Consider the following 18902-nt stretch of genomic DNA (forward strand, 5'->3'; position numbering starts at 1 on the left):
TGCATCGTGCAGCGACGAATTTTCAGGATTGTAAAAATCCTGCTTTGGCGATCCGGGAATAGGCAAAAAAACAACTTTTTTGCCGGCAGAATTGCCCGACGACTCCGCCTCTCCGCCAACCTTCTGATCAAACGTAGACTGATCTTGGCAGGGCTGAGATTCCTAAATTGTCAGACTGGCGAGCGTGGTATCCATGCTCCTGTTACACCTCGCCAAGGCCGAACGATCATGGATTCAAAAAGCCCACATTTGTGATAAGGCTCGTTTGCCAAAAAATCGTCCACACTCTTTTGATCGTTGAAATTCATTATAAGAACAGTACCGGTCGGATTTTTCTCCTCTCCGAGGGTCGGACCGCCGATGGCAATCTTCTCTTCGAATCCCTTTAGATAGGCGAGGTGGTCTGGACGTATTTTCGCCCGTAGCTGCTCGCTATTTGGGCGGTCGACGCAGTAAATAAGGTACACTATCAAGCTCCTTGGATTTCGATGACAAGCACAGACGTCGACTGAATCAGAAGCTCTCTTTTCTGACGTCTATCTTGGGCGGATACAAAAGCTGATCTTTGTTCACGCTAGCGACCACGTTGAGCTTTCCGCTCTTCGCCTGTTCGATCCATAGCGTCTGGAAGGACTGATGATCTTCCCCGCGAGTTACAAAGTCGCTCATCGGAAAATCCAAGCTGACCTTACCCGAAAAACCCTCCATCGCCTGGATCAGTTTTGGATTGTCTTGCTTGGACTCCCAGTTAGATTTCTCAATTGCATGTTTCAGCAAATGGATCGCGTGCCAGGGTGCCAAATAGTAGGATGTCGCCATGATGCGATCACTGACGCCCAATACTGCCCCATCGTCGCCGATGCCCATTATCTTCCGGGCTTCAGCGATGAAGCCCCGACTTTCAGTTGGCACCTGGTCCAACCAACGAGGTCCATGAGAAAGGAAGTATGCGTTCTCGACCGCGGCTTCGATGCCCTTCATCGACATCCCGTCGATCATCCCCCAAGGCCCAAGTCTCGCGACCCGCTTTGATAGACCGATTTCGTGGCCCTGCCGCAGGAAACGGACGCCATCTGAGCTCGTAAAGACGGAAAAAACCACGTCCGTGTCGCGTGATACACGCGCGAGGAACGGCATCATATCCTGCGACTGGACCGGCACGGCAATTTTCTCAACCACCGTACCACCTGCGGCTTTAACCATGGGTGCAAGCTCGTCGTAGAACGAGTGACCGTAAGCGTAATCGGTCACAATGAACGTCCACTTCTTACCCAAATTCTGAACCGCGTAGGTTACGGCCGCCCTGCCCTGAATGGCAGAATGTGCCCGGATCCTAAAAACGTACCGATTGCCTTTTGAATCCGTGGTGGCGCTCGCTTCGCCTTGAGGAAAAACGATCGTTTTCAATTCCTTGGCAATTGGGTTTGTAGCCAAATTTGTGCCGCTGTGAGTTGCACCGAGTACGAAGTCAGACTTGTCACTCTCAACGAGCTTACGAAACTTACGAATGCCATTGGCAACATCCGATTCCGTGTCCTCGAGAATGTACTCAAGCTTGCGACCAGCAATTCCGCCTTGAGCATTTATCCGCTCGATTGCACCGCGCGCACCCTTGTCGAACGCAAAACCGTAAAATGACAGGAAGCCGGTCATATCCTGCTGATGACCGATGCGAATTACACTAGCCTGAGCATTCGCAATATAGGGAGCCGCCATCGAGCTAGCAGCACCCGCTGCCGCGAGCTTCAGGATCTCTCGGCGATTTATCGACGACCTACGAAAGTAGTTTGACATTCTGAACTCCCTTTATCTTGGTTGACTGTTTATTTCCGCAGTGACCCACCCACTCCGAGAAATGTCTCGAGAAGCGCTGGTGATTTAGCGTCAGCAGCCGAACACTTATGGACGACACTGCCTCTTTCGATGAAGCAAACTTCGTCACACGTATTCAGCGCGAGATTTAAATTCTGCTCTACAAGAACTATAGCAATGTTGGATGCCTTAATGTTCTCAATCACTGCTCCGACCTTCTCCTGGAAAAGCGGAGACAATCCTTCGGTCGGCTCATCCATCAAGATTGCCGTAGGTTGATTGAGAAGGGCGCGCCCAATAGCGACCATCTGCTGCTCACCGCCACTCAAGTTTCCAGCAAGACGATTCAACAGCTCCGAGAGAGGAGGAAAGTGTCCAATTCCTCGTTCCAAAACGTCGTTGTCGAATTTTGCACCGTGCCATGCGAGGCGCAGGTTCTCTTCCACCGTAAGATGCGGGAAAAGGTGCCGGCCTTGAGGAACATAAGCCAAGCCTGATCGGGCGATTTTATAGACAGGCAAATTATCCAATTGTCTGCCATTAAGGGTAATTCGCCCGGCGCGATCCACCAGTCCCATCAACGCACGAATGGTCGTCGTCTTCCCAACTCCGTTCCGCCCAAGCAGCCCTAGCGTTTTCCCGCGCCCGACTTCAAACGCAACGTTATTGACGACCTGACTCTTGCCATACCAGGCATTCAGACCACCGACCGTCAGCATGTCACTGTTCCAAGATAGATGTTTCTGACTTCCTCGTTCGCCTTGATCTCCGCAGGCGAACCTTCAACAAGGAGGCGACCTCGTTCAAAGACCGAAATCCTGTCGGCCAGATTCATGATCAACTCCATATCGTGCTCGACGATCACAATCGTAAGATCGTCTCGAAGCTTGTTGATCAGATCGACGACTCGTCCCGTTTCGGTTGGGCTCATACCTGCTGTTGGCTCGTCCAGAAGAAGAAGCTTGGGTCGCAAGCCCAGCGCGATTGCAATTTCAGCCACCCGCTGGTCGCCATATGACAACTCGCTTGCTGTGCGCCCCGCCAGAGACTGAATCTGCAAGGTCTCCAGGATCTCGTCTACTTTCATCGAAATTGAACGCCGGGTCGCCGGCGAAAGAATCGTCTCGAACAAACTATGGGATGTGTTACATGCCGCCCAAACGTTCTCGAATACAGTCAACCCTGGAAAGATCGAACTGATTTGAAAGGTTCGGACCAAACCCAGGCGCACGATTTTCCGCGGCGGCATTCCAGTAATGTCGACACCATCGAACACAATCGAACCCGCGGATGGTGAAAATCTCCCCGACAGAATATTGAAGAAGGTTGTTTTTCCAGCACCGTTGGGGCCAATCAGAGCACGCACTTCACCATTCGAAACACTGAAATTAACCGAATCGACTGCGCGCACTCCACCGAAGGTCACTGATACATTTTTCGTTTCAAGAAGCATGTTCAACGTCCCCGACCTTTTCCGCCGAGACCCGCGAGGAAGCGATCCGCTCCCGACAACATCAGCCCGAGAACACCGAAGCGATTCACCAAAACCATCACGACAAGAAGCAGACCGGTGAAGAATTTCGGATGCCCCACCCACATCGCCGTTAGATCTTCAAAAGGCCTGATAATCAGAACCCCCAGGATCGGTCCGGCCAAAGTTCCCAGACCGCCAAAAAATGCCCAGACAAGAGCGCTAGCGGAAATCGTCCAATGCAGCTGGCCCGTGTGCACATGCTGAAAACTGATGGCGTAGATGACGCCGGCAGTTCCGGAGATAAACCCACCAAGACTGAAAGCAGCCACGCGAACCAGGACGGTATCGTAGCCAAGAAAATCTGCGCGCAGCGTATTTTCCTTGATGGCTCGCAGAACTCGACCGAATGGAGACCACATCAAATATAGCGTGAGAGCAAATGCGAACGAAAACGAAAGCATGGAAAGACGATAACGGCCGATTGCCAGAATATCGTGACCGAACAATCGAAACGATGCACCGGCCAAGACCAAGCCGTCGTCACCGCCCGTGAGATCTCGCTGGTTCTGGGCCCACGTGTAGCTCACCGTCACAAAGATCAACGTGAGAATGAGGAGGCTATGATTGCTTCCGCGCACAGCCACAAAGCCAACGACTGTAGCAAACAAAGTCGCGGCCAGAATAGCTGCGGGGACCGCATAGACCAGATCGACTCCGTTCCATAGAAGAAGCCAGCCAATAACATAGGCGGCGAGACCAAAGAACATCGCCTGCCCGAGATTAAGCATCCCTCCAAAGCCAAAGGTCACGTCGAAAGACACAGCGAGCAAACCGAACAACGCGAGGTCGCAAAGATAGAGCTGCAGGTACGCTGACTCGGGAGGCAATATGGCCAGTACGATTCCGGCGAGGCAGATCAGTCCGTTGAGGATCAACAAGGGGCGGCTCATCGTTTATCTCCTTTGGCTCCGATGCCATCAGGCCAGCGAAGTACGATAAGGGTAAGTGCGATAAGCGAGATCATCCGCGCGTTAGTCGGGCTCGTGAAAATACCGGCAAGTCCCTCGCTGGTCGTCATTAGTACTGCCGCGACAACGGAACCGAGCAGATTGCCAAGTCCACCAACGATGACAATGATGAAGACTGTAATAAGCACGTCCAGACCCATGTCAGGTCGAACGTTGACGATCGGCGATGCAAGCACACCTCCGAGCGCGGCAAGCCCCGCTCCTATTCCGAATGTGAGAGCGATGACCCGATCTGTAGGAACCCCAAATGCGCTCGCGATTGACGGGCTGAATTTAACTGCGCGGGTCCACAGGCCGTATTGAGTCTTTTGAAGGAATATCCACAACCCGACGAGCACCAGCACCGCCACGAGTGCAACGAAAATGCGAAAGCCGGGATAAAACATTCCAGCGATCGGAACGGTGAAGTCGATAGGTGAGGCAACAGAGCGCACGTCGCCGCCGAATAGCCAGAGTGCACCTTGCTCCAGCATTAACATAAGCCCGATTGTCGCAATGATCGTGAGTTCCGGGCTTTTCGCGAGCGGCCGTAAAACAGTCCGCTCAACGGTTAATCCGACAACGCCAACGACGAGCGGCGCGATTACCAAACCAATAAAGAAGCTCCCTATATAAGTTACGGCAAGCCAGGCGATGTAGGCACCCACCATAAACAGAGCGCCCTGGGCGACATTCACAATATTCAAAAGGCCATAGATCAGATTGAGACCAACGGCGAGCAAAGCGATGATGACTCCCCAAATCAGACCATTCAAAACTTGAAATATGATCAAACTGATTTCAGGCATTTTTTTACCACTAGCCTCGGAGCGCGCGGCGAAGAATTTTGCCGACAGGATTCTTCGGAAGGGCGTCGACGATCTTTACGCTCTTTGGAAGTTTGAACGGAGCGAGGATGGAGCGGAGGAACTCGATCAGCTCCTGCTCAAATTTGCCTTCATCAGCAACTCCACGAAGCACAACGAATGCAGCAACTTTGCTTCCGAGCGCCTCATCGGGAAGACCGACAACGGCCGCCTCGGCAACTGCAGGATGTTTCAGAATTGCATCCTCGATCTCCTGGGGAGACAGAAAATAGCCACGGCTTTTGAAAAGATCGTCCTCGCGACCCGCGCCCCAGTAATACCCATCTTCGTCCAGACGCATGACATCGCCGGTGTAGTACCACTCACCGCGATGCTGATTCTTCCAACGCTCGGGTTGACGATAGTAGCCAAGGAAGAGGCCAGGGTCCGAGCGATGAATCATGAGAACACCCGGCTCTCCGACTGGCACCTCTTCCAATCGATCGTTCATGAGCGCAATTTTCATACCCACGAGCTTTTTACCGATTGATCCAGGCTTCACCGGATTCGCGGGCCCATTACCAATCAGAACCTCGACTTCCGAAACACCGTAGATGTCGTAAAGAGGCGTGCCATACTCGGCCATCCACTTTTCATAGATTGCGGCCCCCAGCGATTCCCCCGTACTGATCGCGAATCTAAGCTTCGTCGCCTTGAACGACTTTTGCATTTGCGGCGACGCAAGCAACATCCGATAAAAAGTGGGAACCGACACGAATATCGTCACACAATGCTTATCGAGCGCGCTGATGATCGTCTCAGCGGCAGCACGTTCGGTGTAGAGGACGATAGTCGACCCGGCGTAGAGCGGGAAAGAGAACGCGTGCCCAAACGTCCCCATGAAGCTGAACTCGCCCGGCGTCAAAATAACGTCGTCAGGCTGATATTCCATCTGGATAAGAGCCGGATCTCCCACAGTTACTATCCAGCGATGCGCGTGCAAGATTCCCTTGGGTCGCCCGGTTGTACCAGACGAATAGAGCATAAAGGCGGGGTCCTCCGCCGAAGTCTCTTCGAACTCAAACTTGCTAGCACCGCCCAGGGCTTTTACTTCATCGTATCCAGCACCCTGATCAACGGTCACGACCCGGTCGAGAAGACCTCTCGCTTTCAGGTTTTCAACCACATCCGCCAAATCTGATGTCGTGATCGCGATGCGAGCTTCGCTATTTTCGGCGATGTATGCGAGATCGTCTTCGGTAAGTAGAGAATTTGCCCATACGGCTACAGCTCCGAGCCGATATGCCGCGAGAACCGCGACACATGAACCCGGCGAATTCCGGCTTCGAATGAGAATCTTGCTATCTTTTCTTACGCCGAGCTGCTGCAGGCCGCGCGCGAACGCGTCGACCTCCTCGCGCAGCTGATTGTAGGTCCAAGAACCAGAATCCCAAACTATGGCCCTTCGTTCACCGGCACCCTTCTCGATATTTCGATCGAGAATCTCATAAGCAATGTTTGTCTTTGGCAAAAAGACACGATGACCGGGACGAGCCGTCCAATTTGACATGAACTACCTCACTTCGCTTCTTTGCCAGGACGCCGAACAGGGTTGTTCGGGTGGTACATCGGCGCGCGCTTCGATAGAAACGCATTCAAACCTTCAGCACAGTCCTTGTTGCGGGTGATCTCAAGAACCCGCTCGAGTTCAACCCGAGTGTTTTCTTCGCTTCGATTGAGATGTTGATAGAGTCGCAGCGTTTCCTTGGCGTACTTGAGGCCAACGTTTGGATAGGAAGCCATCGCTCCAGCCATTTTCATTGCCTCATCCATCAGCGCTTCCGGCTCGACAATTTTATTCACGAGCCCCCAACTGAGCGCCTCCTCGGCGTAAACCATACGCCCGGTGAGAATCATCTCGCTCGCGCGCGTCTGCCCGATAAGCTGCGGCAGAACGCGAGGCGCACTCCACTCACTCATGAAGCCGGCAGGCACGGCCAATTCAGCAAAACGCACCTTGGTCGTTGCAATTCGAAGGTCGCAGGAAATTGCCAACTCAAGCCCCACGCCAACCGCAATGCCATTCACAGCAGCGATTACCGGCTGAGGAAGATTCTCCAGCTTGATGCAGGCACGCTGCGAAATCAGATGGAAATAATCATTCATCCACCAGGTAACGATTTCGCCGTACTCTCCTTTGAGCCCCCAATCGTCTTCCGGACGCTCCATTGGAATGGTCTCAACCTGCAGGTCGCCGCCCGCACAGAAGTTCGAACCCTTTCCAGTGATAATGACCACGCGCACGCCAGAATGCCTGATCTCGTCCATGACTTGATCAAGCTCCATACCCATCCGTGGGCCCAGAGCGTTCGAATGCTCCGGTCGATTCAATGTAACCACACCGATCGCGTTATCGCCGGGGCACTCAGGCGAAGAAACGATCGACCACTCAATAGTTTTATACTTCATGACAACCTCTTCATTTTTTCAGATCGCAGCAAGCTTCACACCACTGGATTTCGTAACTCTCCGATCCCATCGATCTCGACGACAACCTCGTCGCCTGGGCGCAAGAATTTTGGAGGATCGAATCCGATACCCACGCCGGACGGCGTTCCGGTGGCTATGACATCGCCAGGAATAAGTTTCATGAAGCGCGAGATAGTCGACACGACCTCCGGAATCCCGAAGATTAGATTCCCGATGGATGACCTTTGACGAATCTCACCGTTCACAAAGGTTCTAAGCTCAACCTTCTTAAGGTCAGGAATTTCGTCTTGAGTGACAATGGAAGGGCCCATTGGACAAAACCCATCCAGACTTTTCCCGAGAAACCATTGCTTGTGCCGACGCTGCGCTTGCCGCGCAGTTACATCGTTGACAATGGTGTAGCCGAACACATGCGACATCGCAGCCTCAGGATCGATGTTGCGGCCACCTCGACCGATAACGACCGCCAGCTCGCCCTCGTAGTCCACCGAACCGTCAACATCATCTGAGGCAGGTATTGGGTCACCGGGCCCAGATACTGAACCGACGTTTTTTGAAAAAATTACGGGGAATTCGGGAACCACCTCGGTAGCGCTTGCATCAAAGCCGCTCGACGAAAATTCTTTGGCGTGCTCATGATAATTCTTGCCGACACAGATGATGTTTCGGCGAGGCGCAAATAACGGCGCCAACAGCTTGACGTCTGACAGGTCACGCGCGGGCCCGAGCTTCATCAAAGCCAAAGATTCCAATCCTTCCCGAATGAAATCAGCCATGGACCAAGCACCCGCCAACCAAGGCACACGGAATTCCCTCACCTGCGCCCCGGCTGGATCAAGAACACCGATGCGAGTATTTCCTTCCTCAACGTACGAAACCAATCTCATACCATTTCCAACCATTGTATAATCGGTTTGATAATGATAGGACCGAGATATGACGAAAGCAAGTAAAATAGCACATACCAATCTAACCAATTCTCACATTGGTACGGATAGCGTAGAAGGATTGCGACGCATTGTCGCTCGTGCGGAGAAATCCAAAGACAAGCGTCTTCCTCCAGAACGTGAAATGGCGGAGATGCTCAAGGTTAGCAGAAGCACGCTGCGTCAGAGTTTGGCGATACTCGAGCAGGAAGGCGTAATCTGGAGGCACGTAGGACGTGGCACATTCGTCGGCTCCAAATCGCGCGCTCTAGCTGGAGCCTTCGATGATTTGGCAAGCGCAACGAGTCCAAATGAAGTGATGGAGGCCCGTCTCGCGATTGAACCCAAGCTAGCTTCGATCGCAGCACTTCGCGTTACACCTGCCGAAATAAAGGAGATGAACCGTGTGCTGGACCTGGCGAATTTGACCACAGACGTTCCGAAATACGAACGCCTCGATGGCCATTTTCATAGGCTTATTGCCGAATCAAGCCGCAATTCTCTTCTTCTAACCTTCTTCAACGCGATCAACGCGATGCGAGAGGAGGAATTTTGGGGGAAGCTAAAGGAGAAGCGCCTCAAGCCTATTCGCATCACGAATTACAATTCGCAGCACCAAGAGTTGCTCAAGGCCCTTAAGCAGAGAGATGCAGCTCGAGCAGAGGAAATGATGACAATCCATCTGCAAACAGTTCAACGAGATCTTCAAGAGTAACTCGGAGCGACATTCGTCGCGATCTGATGATTATGCACGCGAGGACAGAAGAGCCGATGGCAATGCAGCTACGAGACAAGTTGAAACAGGCAAAAGAGCTTGTCCCATCAATCGCCCCTCTCGACGCGGTTTCCCGGTTGGGACGCGACGACGTCGTCTTTGTCGACGTCCGAGATCTTCATGAATTAACGAAGGACGGTACCATCCCTGGCTCCGTTCACGTCTCGCGAGGGGCGCTGGAGTTTGCGATCGATCCCAAAAGCCCTGCGCACAAGAAGCCATTGAGTCGCGAAGTCACGTTCATCGTTTTTTGCGCGTCCGGGATGCGGTCGTTGTTAGCAGGTCAAACCATGCTGGAAATGGGTGTGAAAAATGTGATGAGCCTCGAAGGGGGGTACACTGGATGGCGCAAGGAGGGCGGTCCCTCGACGACGGCGAGTGTATAAACAATGATTGTACACTTGTGTGACCCGACCCATATGCTTCGGGAATCAGAGCGCGAGGCAGAAAAAGTACTGGTCAGGGAAAGTCCCTCCCGGGGGCGCAACTCACCCCACGTGGCGGGATTCTATCACACGAAGACGGGAAGCATTTCGTACATCGTCTGGGATCCTGTCACCAGGATGGCGGCCATCGTCGATCCGGTGCTCGACTTCGACGAGAAATGCGGAACAATCACAGGGGCATTCGCGGATAATTTGCTCAACTTCGCTCAAGAGCGAGGTCTGCAACTGACATGGATTCTGGACACACATCCCCACGCAGATCATTTTTCAGCGGCTAGCTATCTTAAGAGAATAACGGCTGTTCCGATGGCTATCGGCAGGCGGGTTATCGATATCCAAACGACCTGGAAACACATTTATGCAATGCCGGAGTTCAAGAACGATGGCTCGCAATGGGACCGCTTGTTTGATGATAACGATGAATTCAAAATCGGGACATTAATCGCCAGAGTCGTAGATTCTCCGGGTCATACACTCGCATCCATCACTTATGTGATTGGCGATGCGGCGTTTACTCATGACACTCTTTTCATGCCGGACTCAGGGTCGGCTCGATGTGACTTTCCGGGCGGCGACGCCCGCGCTTTGTATCGAACGATCCAAACAATCCTGTCTTTTCCAGACGATACGCGTCTGTTCGCTGGCCATGACTACCGGCCAAACGGACGCGCCGCCTTGTGGGAAAGTACTCCGGTCATCCAGAGAGCGGAGAACAGGCACGCGCACCGGTCTCTTTCGGAGCAGGACTTCATCTCGCTCCGGACCAATAGAGATTCTACTCTGCCTCTCCCCGGCCTGATGCTCTTTGCTCTTCAGGTAAATATTCAAGGTGGAAAACTGCCAACCTCAGATCAATTGGGGCGAGCCTTTCTGAAGTTTCCAATCCACGATCTAACTTACCGCGCGACTGAAGAGCCCTGATCAAGGTAGGCAGTAAAGTGTGGAGGTTAACGTATGACTGGTTTCGGCGCACCGGCTGAATTCTTGAAAGCGACATCGTTCGTTGACAGCGATCATCCCGCGATCATCGCGTTTGCGCAGGCGAAGACTGAGTCCGCACAAAGCGAGCTCGAGCGTGCATTGCTTTTGTACGATGCGGTCAGAGACGAGGTTTCGTATGAACTCTACCTCGATTATCGATCAGAGAGCACGTATCGAGCGAGCGCCGTTCTTCAGACTGGAAGTGGCTTTTGCGTTGGCAAAGCTGCCTTGCTCGCGGCGTGCGCCCGAGCAGTAAATATTCCCGCGCGGATTGGCTATGCCGATGTGAAGAATCATCTGACCTCTTTTCGACTGCGCGCTGTTATGGGCACCGATCTGTTCGTTTGGCATTCGTATGCTGAGCTGTGGCTCGAAAATAAGTGGGTGAAGGCAACTCCTGCTTTCGACGCCCAGTTGTGCGCGCACGTTGGCGTGCCTCCGCTCGACTTCGATGGCCGGAACGATTCGCTTTTCCAGCCATACGACGCAGAAGGAAATCGGCATATGGAATATGTTCACGACCGCGGCACTTATGCTGACGTGCCGGCGAATACTATCGCCCAAGCAATATGTGCTTCTTATCCGGACCTGATAGCTGCTGTTGAAGAGCGGCGTCCCTTTAGGCAAGAAGCGGAATCCAGGTGACCCTTTCGCGGTCGCCCTGGCAAAAAGTATTCGCATCCATGCCCGCGTTTGAATGAACATAGCGAGCCACCTCCGTTGACGATTTCTTTTCTGCAACAGTTGCTGGCTCTGGCTTCAGGGGTCCTGGTAGGCTTTTCACTTGGGGTTGTTGGCGGCGGCGGATCAGTTCTGGCTGTTCCATTAATGGTGTACGTCGTTGGTGTACCGGCTGCTCATATCGCGATCGGAACCAGCGCGGTCGCGGTTGCGGTCAATGCGGCCATAAACCTTTTGGGCCACGCTCGGCGGGGGAACGTGCGATGGGCCTGCGCTCTCGTATTTGCGGGCGCAGGTGTCGTGGGTGCGCTGATGGGTTCCGCAGTCGGCAAGACAATCGATGGCAACAAACTGCTGACGCTGTTTGCCGTGGTCATGTTTCTGATAGCTGTGCTGATGTTTAGAAGTCGATCTCACGTCGGGCATAGCGCTGTTCGCATCAGTTGGTCGAATTTTCCCGTTCTCTCGGTTCTTGGACTTGCAACGGGCGCTCTGTCCGGTTTTTTTGGAATTGGTGGCGGTTTCCTGATTGTACCGGCGCTCATGTGGGGAACCGGCATGTCAATTCTGTGCGCTGTCGGATCTTCGCTCGTTGCCGTGACCGCATTCGGCGCAGCGACCGCGGTCAGCTACGCGTGGTCCGATCTCATTGTCTGGACGATAGCTGGGCTTTTTATTGCCGGAGGGGTCGTCGGCGGATTGCTGGGCGGAATGCTGGCAACGCGGCTTGCAAGTCAGCGTGGGAAATTGAACACCTTATTTGCCATCGTGATCATGACGGTTGCCGTATACATGTACGTCCGGAGCGTTGGATCATTGTAAGCTTCGCAATCGACCGATCAGTCGATATGCCGTGCCTTTCACGTGCGGCAGACGCTTTCCCCGGCCCGTTGTGAATAATGCAGTATCTGGCCGCGTTGAAGAGTTCTCGCGTTGCAGCCCATTCGCGTGACGAACCCATCGGGCCGAACCGTCTCATCGCCCCAGGATCTGACTCTCGCTCGCAGCTACCTCAAATTGACGTCGTTAATGAAACTTCTGGGTCCTGAAATCTCAATAGCAAAGAAGCACGCGAACCGGGAACACTGCGGAGCATCCATTTGATCATCGCGAAAGCTGGATGTTTGCAATTGGAATCGAGGGCAAATCCGGCGGCCATTGATCACCGCTGGAACAGTTTCCCAAGCAACGCGCCGTCAAGATTTCGGCTGGAGATGCCTATTCGGCTGGCGGAGTGGCCGCCTATCACAGTCAGCGCGTTCGAGAAGCTGTCTTTTCCGCGGATCTAGGAAAGCCGACCGTGCCACGCACGCTTCGCTTCGCTAGGCTACGCTGATCTGCGAAGAGCCAGTTCGAACTAGGGTTCTCTCCCACCGCCAGCATAGACTGAACTCGGCTAAGGGCCGTTGCGCAAACGATTTGAAAAGGACGCGGCCAACGTAGCGATAAAACTTTCGCTTGCCGGCGGCAGCGATCGTCCGGTCTTGCGTACAATAACGATCGAACGGCCAAAGTCGCGTCCCTCAATCAGCCGCGATTTCAACCGCCCTGAGGTCTGGGCTTCGATCGCAGTGGAAGGCACCACCGCAACGCCAAGCTTGGCTCGCGCCATCCCCACCGCAGTCGACATATAAGTCGCCTCAAGCGCCGGTCTGACCGAGAGCCCCAGTTTTTCGAAGGCGAGGTCGATCACCTGGCGGACTGTGCTGTCTTCATCCATCAGGATGAGCGGCTGACGAGCGAGGATTTCCGCAGTGATCTTCTTTTCCTTGTCGAGCGCGTGCGGCGAAAGATAGATCGCCCGCATGTGATCGCGCGTCAAAGCTTCGGTCCTTACGTCTGGATCGTTCACTTCGCCACCGGCGATTCCGAAATCCACCGCCTCCGACTTGACCAGACTGACGATCTTTCGGCCGACGCCGTCCTTGAGCATAAACTGTATGCCGGGATAGCGGGCGCGAAAAGCGACGATGGCCTTTGGCAGAGCGGCCGCAGCAAACGAAGGCAGGCAGGCCAATCGAACGACGCCGAGCCGCCTGGTCGCGAGATCCTTGGCGCCGGTCACCACCGTGTCGAACTCATTGAGCAGGCGTTCGAACACCGGCAGCAGTTCCTCACCCACTCTTGTGAGCCGCACGGAGCGCGTGTTGCGGTCCAATATCTTGACGTTCAATGCGCTCTCAAGCTGGCGTATCTGCACGGTAAGGGCGGGCTGCGAAAGATGCACGGCGCGCGCCGCACGCGTGAAACTGCCGAGCTTGCCGATCGCCACGAAGCTGCGGATTTGAGTCAGATTTGGATCCATAATCTCATGTTATAAGTGAGATACAAAATATTCAATTGTAAGATAATTCATCGCCGCTCATCCTGTGGCCAATCAATAACCGGTCAGCAAATGACCTTAGCCAGGGAGGTTTCCATGACTTTTCGCGTGACGTCGCTTGCGCTTTTTCTTGCTCTGTCTCTTGCATCCACCACAAGCAGCCGTGCCGAGGTGAATGAGATCGTTGTTGCTCAGCAATATGGCGTGAGCTTTCTCCCGCTGATGGTGATGCAAAAGCGGGGGCTGGTCGAAAAGAATGCCGCCGCCGCCGGCATGGCCGACTTCAAAGTGACCTGGGCCAAGGTCGCCGGTCCCAGCGCCATGAATGACGGCCTGATCTCGAGCGCGATTCACTTCGCAGCGCAAGGCGCCCCGTCAATGATCACGCTGTGGGACAAGACCCACGGTCAGATCAAGGGTGTGTCGTCGATGACGACCTATCCGCTGTACCTGATCACGCGCAATCCAGACGTGAAGAGCATCAAGGACTTCAGCGCAAAAGACAAGATCGCCGTCCCGTCGATAAAGATCTCGACCCAAGCGATCATGCTGCAGATGGCTGCCGCAAAGGCTTTCGGCGAAAAGGAATACGGCAAACTCGATCCGCTGACGATCTCGCTGTCGCACCCCGACGCCACACTTGCCTTCACCAACAATACTGCCGGCGTCAACGCTCACTTTTCATCGTCGCCATTCTACGAGCAGGAGATGAAGGTGCCGGGCGCGAAGCTGGTCACCACGAACTATGAAATCCTCGGCGGCCCGGCAACGGCGGTGGTGGTGACCGCAAGCGCCAAATTCCACGATGCAAATCCGAAGGCGTACAAGGCGTTCTACGATGGCTTGAGCGAAGCCATCGCCATTATCAACAGCGACAAGCGCGCGGCGGCCGAGCTTTATCTTGCGGCCGCGAATGACAAGAAGAACTCGGTCGATGACATTCTCAAGATCATCAGCGACAAGGACTACGCCTACACGCTCAAGCCGCAGAAGGTGCTGAAGACGGCGAAATTCATGGCCGAAATCGGAACCATCAAGCAGGCTCCGAAGGCCGTCGGCGATCTGTTCTTCCCCGAGAACGGCAAATCGGGCGGCGACTGAAGCAACCCGTTCGGAATGCATCAATGAGTAACAGCGCCTCAAGCTTTCGTATTGGTACCGGCGCCGGCTTCGCCGCCGACCGCCTCGATCCGGCGGTCGATCTGGCCGAACGCGGCGAACTCGACGTCATGGTACTGGAGTGCTTGGGCGAGCGGACGGTTGCATTCGGCCATCGCGACCGGATGTCGGACCCTGAGCGTGGCTACAACACGCATCTGCGCAGTCGCATGCAGGCATTACTGCCTGCATGCCGCGCGGCCCGCACGACGATCATTACCAACATGGGCGCCGCCAACCCTCGGGCGGCGGCGCAGCGCACCGTCGAAATCGCACGCGACCTCGGCCTCAAGGGACTGAAGGTCGCCTGCATCGAGGGCGACGATGTGTCGGCCGTGGTTGCACATGATCAGCCCTTCATGGACGAGCCGGGCCGCCTGTCGGATATCGGCATGCCTGTGGTCGGCATGAATGCCTATCTCGGTGCCGACGCCATCATTCCGGCGCTTGAGGCTGGCGCCGATGTCATTATCGGCGGACGACTTGCCGATCCCTCGATGTTCCTCGCTCCGCTCGCACACCATTTCGGCTGGGACGCAATGGATACCCAACGCATGGGCGCCGGCACCCTGGTCGGGCACCTGATGGAATGTGGGATGCAGATTACGGGAGGCTATTTTGCCGATCCCGGCGTCAAGGACGTGACCAATCTCGACCGTTGCGGCTATCCGATTGCCGAAGTGAACGCCGATGGCAACGCCGTGATCACCAAGCTAGCCGACAGCGGCGGCAACGTTACGCCGGCGACCGTCAAGGAACAATTGTTGTACGAGGTGCACGATCCTTCGCGCTACCTCACCCCTGACGTGACCGCGGATTTCAGCAAGGTACAGATCGCGAGCGTCGGCGCCGACAGGATCAGGGTTTCGAATGCCGGCGGCAGCGCGCGCCCGCAGACGCTCAAGGTCACGGTTGGTTTTAATCACGGCTTCCAGGGCGAAGCAGGTATCAGCTACGCCGGCCCGGGAGCGCAGGCGCGGGGGCAATTGGCGGCCAGGATCGCCGGTTACCGGTTGCGCGAAGTCCATGGCATCCAGTCGAATCTGCGCATCGACCTGATCGGGGTCAATTCGCTCTTTGCCACCGCCGGCATCCGCGGCTCGGAGGCCGAAGACGTGCGCTTGCATGTCGCCTTGCGTTCACCCACCAGGGAAGGCGCTGAACTGATGCTGTGGGAAATCGAATCCCTGCTGTGCTGCGGCCCGGCAGGCGGCGGCGGCTTCCGAGGCTCGATCGTGCCTTGCGTGATGACCAAATCGGTGCTGGTCGACCGTGATCTGGTCAAGCCCGGCCTGCAGGTATTGGTCGCATGAGCACGCAGCGGAACAATCCTCCTCGCCTTATCCGCGACATCGCGCATGCGCGAGCCGGCGACAAGGGCAACACATCGAACGTGAATGTGTGGGCCCATGATGCAGCCGATTTCGAGCTATTGACGAGAGTGCTCACCGCCGAGCGCGTCAAGCGCGCTTTCCCTGATCTGATCCGGGGCGAGGTCAAACGTTATGTCGTGCCGCATCTGCATGGGCTCAATTTCGTCATGCAGGAAGCACTGGAGGGCGGCGTGAACAGCTCGCTCAACCTCGACTCGCATGGAAAATCCTGGAGTTACCTCATCCTCGGCCTTGAGATTGAAGGGCGCAACGAGTGACGGAGGCGAGCTAGATTTCGTTGGAGGAGACATGACCCATTTGGAGGATCCCCAGCCGTTGCTCGAGGTGAAGGGAGTGACGCTGCAATACAAGACGCGCAAGCATTTGATCACGGCCACTTACCGCGTCGACCTCAATGTCTTCAAGTCGGACCGCTTCGTTCTGCTCGGGCCGTCCGGTTGCGGGAAATCGACCCTGCTCAAGGCGATCGGCGGCTATATGCGGCCGACCGAAGGCGAGATCCGCCTTAAGGGTCGCGCTGTCGTGAAGCCTGGTCCTGATCGCATGATGGTGTTTCAGGAGTTCGACCAACTCCTGCCGTGGAAGACCGTGATGCAGAACGTCATGTTTCCGCTGCAGACGACGGGCCGGTTAAGCGAGGCCGACGCCCGTGCAAAAGCCACGGCGTACATCGAAAAAGTCAACCTCACCAAGTTCGCCGATAGCTATCCGCACATGCTCTCGGGCGGCATGAAACAGCGCGTGGCGATTGCGCGCGGCATGGCGATGGAGCCGGATATTCTGCTGATGGACGAACCGTTCGCAGCACTCGATGCGCTCACGCGGGTCCGCATGCAGGACGAACTGCTCAGTCTGTGGGACGAAGTGAAGTTCACGGTGATTTTCGTCACGCATTCCATCGACGAAGCGGTCAAGATCGGCAACCGTATTCTGTTGCTTTCGCCGCATCCCGGTCAGGTGAAGGCGGAAATCAACAGCGCGCCGCGCGGCGAATCCGCGTCAGTGCGCGGGATCGAACTGCAACGCAGCATTCACGACATGCTGTTTGCCGACAAGGTGGAGGAGACGGAGCATGTCTGACGTATCCGCGCGTCCCGAAATCTTCCGGGAGACGATGGGAGCAGAACACTTCGGCATTGTGCAAAAGCCGCTGACGGTCTTCGAGACCCTCTACAACGAAGGCTGGCTGCGTAAGCTGTTCGTATTAATCGTACTGGCCGCGCTGTGGGAGGGCTACGCCCGCTGGCTCGACAATGAATTGCTGTTGCCGACGTTCGGCGCGACCGTACAAGCCATGGCCGGCGGCATTGCCAGCGGTCTGCTCATCATACGTGCTTTGCTTTCCATCAAGGTACTGTTGATCGGCTACAGCGCCGGCGTCGCCGTCGCCGCCGTTCTCACCTTTATCGCTATCAACACGCGCCTCGGCACTGACTTCCTCGAAACGATGACGGCGATGTTCAATCCGCTGCCGGCCATTGCGCTGCTGCCCTTGGCGATGATCTGGTTCGGCCTTGGCACCGGCAGTCTGGTGTTCGTGTTGATTCATTCTGTCTTGTGGGCCGTGGCGCTCAACACGCACGCCGGTTTTCGCGGCGTATCCAACACACACCGCATGGTCGGGCAAAACTACGGGCTGAGCGGCTTGCGCTTCGCCGCGAAAATTCTCATTCCCGCCGCCTTCCCAAGCATTCTGGCCGGCCTGAAGATCGGCTGGGCTTTCGCGTGGCGCACGCTCATCGCAGCCGAGCTGGTCTTCGGGACCACGTCCGGCCAGGGCGGGCTCGGATGGTTCATTTATGAAGCGAAAAATCAGCTGGAGATTCCCGATGTTTTCGCCGGGTTGCTCACGATCATTCTGATCGGGTTGTTCGTGGAGAATGTGATCTTCCGATTGATTGAGCGAATGACGGTGCAGCGTTGGGGAATGCAGAACTGATCCACGGGATTTCGTTGTAAAGCGACATAGCCGCGGCCCCGTGTGAATGACATCGATTCCAGACATCGTCGCATGACGCGGTGCTGGCAATCGCCTCCGCCGAACTCGGGCGACTCAACGGAATTTCGGCCGCCGCCACTTTCGACGGGGAATTCTCCGGAACGACCACGAACTACGCCGGAAAGGGCGTGCTGCGTTATCAGTGGTAACTGAACGCATAAGCCTTCCCGGGGCTTCGGGCGTGACGGCCGCTTGCCTGTCGGCTGTCCCGGAACGCGACACCTGTGCCCAATTTGCAACGGTCGGGATCAATGATGCTTGGCGGCTGCGGGAAAAGAAACCATCGGCCGGTTTGTTTATTTCTGATTCACCAGCGGGCCTTAGATGTCTCGCATCAACTTTGGGGAGTGTCATATGCGTATCCATCTTGCGGGACTTTCGTTTGCAGCCGCTGTTCTGGCAGCGACATCGTCGTTCGCCGCCGATCTGCCGGCCCGGACCTACACCAAGGCCCCGGCTCCGGTTTATGCGCCGATCTACAACTGGACCGGCTTCTATCTCGGTGGTCACATCGGCGCAGCGTTCGGCGGCGATGATGGCTTCGCCACCAACATTGTCGGCCTGACCGGTTCCAGCCGCGACGCCACGTTCCTCGGCGGTGGCCAGCTCGGCGCCGACTACCAGTTCTCG

General features: G+C 55.4%; 21 protein-coding genes and 1 pseudogene. 12 read left to right on the forward strand and 10 right to left on the reverse strand.

Annotated features, from left to right (window positions below; genetic code table 11):
- Positions 1-170: 170 nt before the first annotated feature.
- Genes ASC80_RS23190 through ASC80_RS15115 form a run of 9 tightly spaced genes read right to left on the reverse strand, consistent with a single transcriptional unit; the run spans position 171 to position 8476 of the window.
- Positions 171-467 (reverse strand): YciI family protein, encoded by a 297-nt coding sequence (locus ASC80_RS23190; RefSeq protein WP_162244605.1) that lies wholly within the window; start codon positions 465-467, stop codon positions 171-173.
- Between the two features lie 46 nt (positions 468-513).
- The gene (locus ASC80_RS15080; RefSeq protein ID WP_082512588.1) at positions 514-1794 is read right to left on the reverse strand and encodes an ABC transporter substrate-binding protein; all 1281 of its coding nucleotides are present in this window, start codon (positions 1792-1794) and stop codon (positions 514-516) included.
- Between the two features lie 29 nt (positions 1795-1823).
- The gene (locus ASC80_RS15085) at positions 1824-2531 is read right to left on the reverse strand and encodes an ABC transporter ATP-binding protein (RefSeq protein ID WP_056298563.1); all 708 of its coding nucleotides are present in this window, start codon (positions 2529-2531) and stop codon (positions 1824-1826) included.
- Positions 2525-3265, reverse strand: coding sequence for an ABC transporter ATP-binding protein (locus ASC80_RS15090; protein WP_056298566.1), 741 nt, complete (start codon positions 3263-3265; stop codon positions 2525-2527). Before ASC80_RS15090 ends, ASC80_RS15085 begins: the two co-directional genes overlap by 7 nt.
- A 2-nt stretch (positions 3266-3267) precedes the next feature.
- Complete coding sequence (locus tag ASC80_RS15095) at positions 3268-4236, reverse strand: branched-chain amino acid ABC transporter permease (protein WP_056298569.1); 969 nt, start codon at positions 4234-4236, stop codon at positions 3268-3270.
- Entirely contained in the window at positions 4233-5102 is an 870-nt protein-coding gene (locus ASC80_RS15100; RefSeq protein WP_056298572.1) for a branched-chain amino acid ABC transporter permease, read from the reverse strand. Before ASC80_RS15100 ends, ASC80_RS15095 begins: the two co-directional genes overlap by 4 nt.
- A 10-nt stretch (positions 5103-5112) precedes the next feature.
- Positions 5113-6669 carry an acetate--CoA ligase gene (locus ASC80_RS15105; protein WP_082512589.1) on the reverse strand — a complete coding sequence of 519 codons (1557 nt, stop codon included), beginning with the start codon at positions 6667-6669 and terminating at the stop codon, positions 5113-5115.
- A gap of 8 nt (positions 6670-6677) precedes the next feature.
- A complete protein-coding gene (locus tag ASC80_RS15110; RefSeq protein WP_082512590.1) occupies positions 6678-7568 on the reverse strand; it encodes an enoyl-CoA hydratase/isomerase family protein in 891 nt (296 codons plus the stop codon).
- Positions 7569-7603: 35 nt separating this feature from the next.
- Positions 7604-8476 carry a fumarylacetoacetate hydrolase family protein gene (locus ASC80_RS15115; protein ID WP_056298579.1) on the reverse strand — a complete coding sequence of 291 codons (873 nt, stop codon included), beginning with the start codon at positions 8474-8476 and terminating at the stop codon, positions 7604-7606.
- Between the two features lie 49 nt (positions 8477-8525).
- On the opposite strand from ASC80_RS15115, the gene ASC80_RS15120 reads away from it, so the two are divergent.
- The 5 genes from ASC80_RS15120 (at position 8526) to ASC80_RS15140 (ending at position 12220) form a co-directional block, all read left to right on the forward strand.
- The gene (locus ASC80_RS15120) at positions 8526-9230 is read left to right on the forward strand and encodes a FadR/GntR family transcriptional regulator (protein ID WP_082512591.1); all 705 of its coding nucleotides are present in this window, start codon (positions 8526-8528) and stop codon (positions 9228-9230) included.
- 56 nt (positions 9231-9286) lie between these two features.
- Positions 9287-9676 carry a rhodanese-like domain-containing protein gene (locus ASC80_RS15125; RefSeq protein ID WP_162244606.1) on the forward strand — a complete coding sequence of 130 codons (390 nt, stop codon included), beginning with the start codon at positions 9287-9289 and terminating at the stop codon, positions 9674-9676.
- A gap of 177 nt (positions 9677-9853) precedes the next feature.
- On the forward strand, positions 9854-10657 hold the full coding sequence (locus tag ASC80_RS15130) for an MBL fold metallo-hydrolase (RefSeq protein ID WP_244487280.1): 804 nt from the start codon (positions 9854-9856) through the stop codon (positions 10655-10657).
- Positions 10658-10690: 33 nt separating this feature from the next.
- The gene (locus ASC80_RS15135) at positions 10691-11362 is read left to right on the forward strand and encodes a transglutaminase-like domain-containing protein (protein WP_056298587.1); all 672 of its coding nucleotides are present in this window, start codon (positions 10691-10693) and stop codon (positions 11360-11362) included.
- Between the two features lie 75 nt (positions 11363-11437).
- Complete coding sequence (locus tag ASC80_RS15140) at positions 11438-12220, forward strand: sulfite exporter TauE/SafE family protein (RefSeq protein ID WP_056298590.1); 783 nt, start codon at positions 11438-11440, stop codon at positions 12218-12220.
- A 574-nt stretch (positions 12221-12794) separates the two neighbouring features.
- Here ASC80_RS15140 and ASC80_RS15145 read toward each other — a convergent pair.
- Entirely contained in the window at positions 12795-13703 is a 909-nt protein-coding gene (locus tag ASC80_RS15145; RefSeq protein ID WP_056298593.1) for a LysR family transcriptional regulator, read from the reverse strand.
- A gap of 114 nt (positions 13704-13817) precedes the next feature.
- On the opposite strand from ASC80_RS15145, the gene ASC80_RS15150 reads away from it, so the two are divergent.
- From ASC80_RS15150 to ASC80_RS15175, 7 genes and pseudogenes are all read left to right on the forward strand, one after another.
- Positions 13818-14822, forward strand: a complete 1005-nt coding sequence (locus ASC80_RS15150; RefSeq protein ID WP_056298595.1) for an ABC transporter substrate-binding protein — start codon at positions 13818-13820, stop codon at positions 14820-14822.
- Positions 14823-14845: 23 nt separating this feature from the next.
- A complete protein-coding gene (locus tag ASC80_RS15155) occupies positions 14846-16192 on the forward strand; it encodes an acyclic terpene utilization AtuA family protein (protein ID WP_056298598.1) in 1347 nt (448 codons plus the stop codon).
- Positions 16189-16530: an AtuA-related protein gene (locus ASC80_RS15160; RefSeq protein WP_056298602.1), complete on the forward strand. Its 342-nt coding sequence runs from the start codon at positions 16189-16191 to the stop codon at positions 16528-16530. The genes ASC80_RS15155 and ASC80_RS15160 overlap by 4 nt, the downstream gene beginning before the upstream one ends.
- 31 nt (positions 16531-16561) lie before the next feature.
- Positions 16562-17353, forward strand: coding sequence for an ABC transporter ATP-binding protein (locus ASC80_RS15165; protein WP_056298605.1), 792 nt, complete (start codon positions 16562-16564; stop codon positions 17351-17353).
- A gap of 34 nt (positions 17354-17387) precedes the next feature.
- A complete protein-coding gene (locus ASC80_RS15170; protein ID WP_244487281.1) occupies positions 17388-18212 on the forward strand; it encodes an ABC transporter permease in 825 nt (274 codons plus the stop codon).
- Positions 18213-18292: 80 nt separating this feature from the next.
- Entirely contained in the window at positions 18293-18421 is a 129-nt protein-coding gene (locus tag ASC80_RS24570; protein ID WP_283805049.1) for a hypothetical protein, read from the forward strand.
- A 205-nt stretch (positions 18422-18626) separates the two neighbouring features.
- Positions 18627-18902, forward strand: a pseudogene (locus ASC80_RS15175) (outer membrane protein); the annotation flags it as partial.

Origin of the sequence: Afipia sp. Root123D2 (genome assembly GCF_001425835.1) — a bacterium.
Taxonomy (GTDB): domain Bacteria; phylum Pseudomonadota; class Alphaproteobacteria; order Rhizobiales; family Xanthobacteraceae; genus Afipia.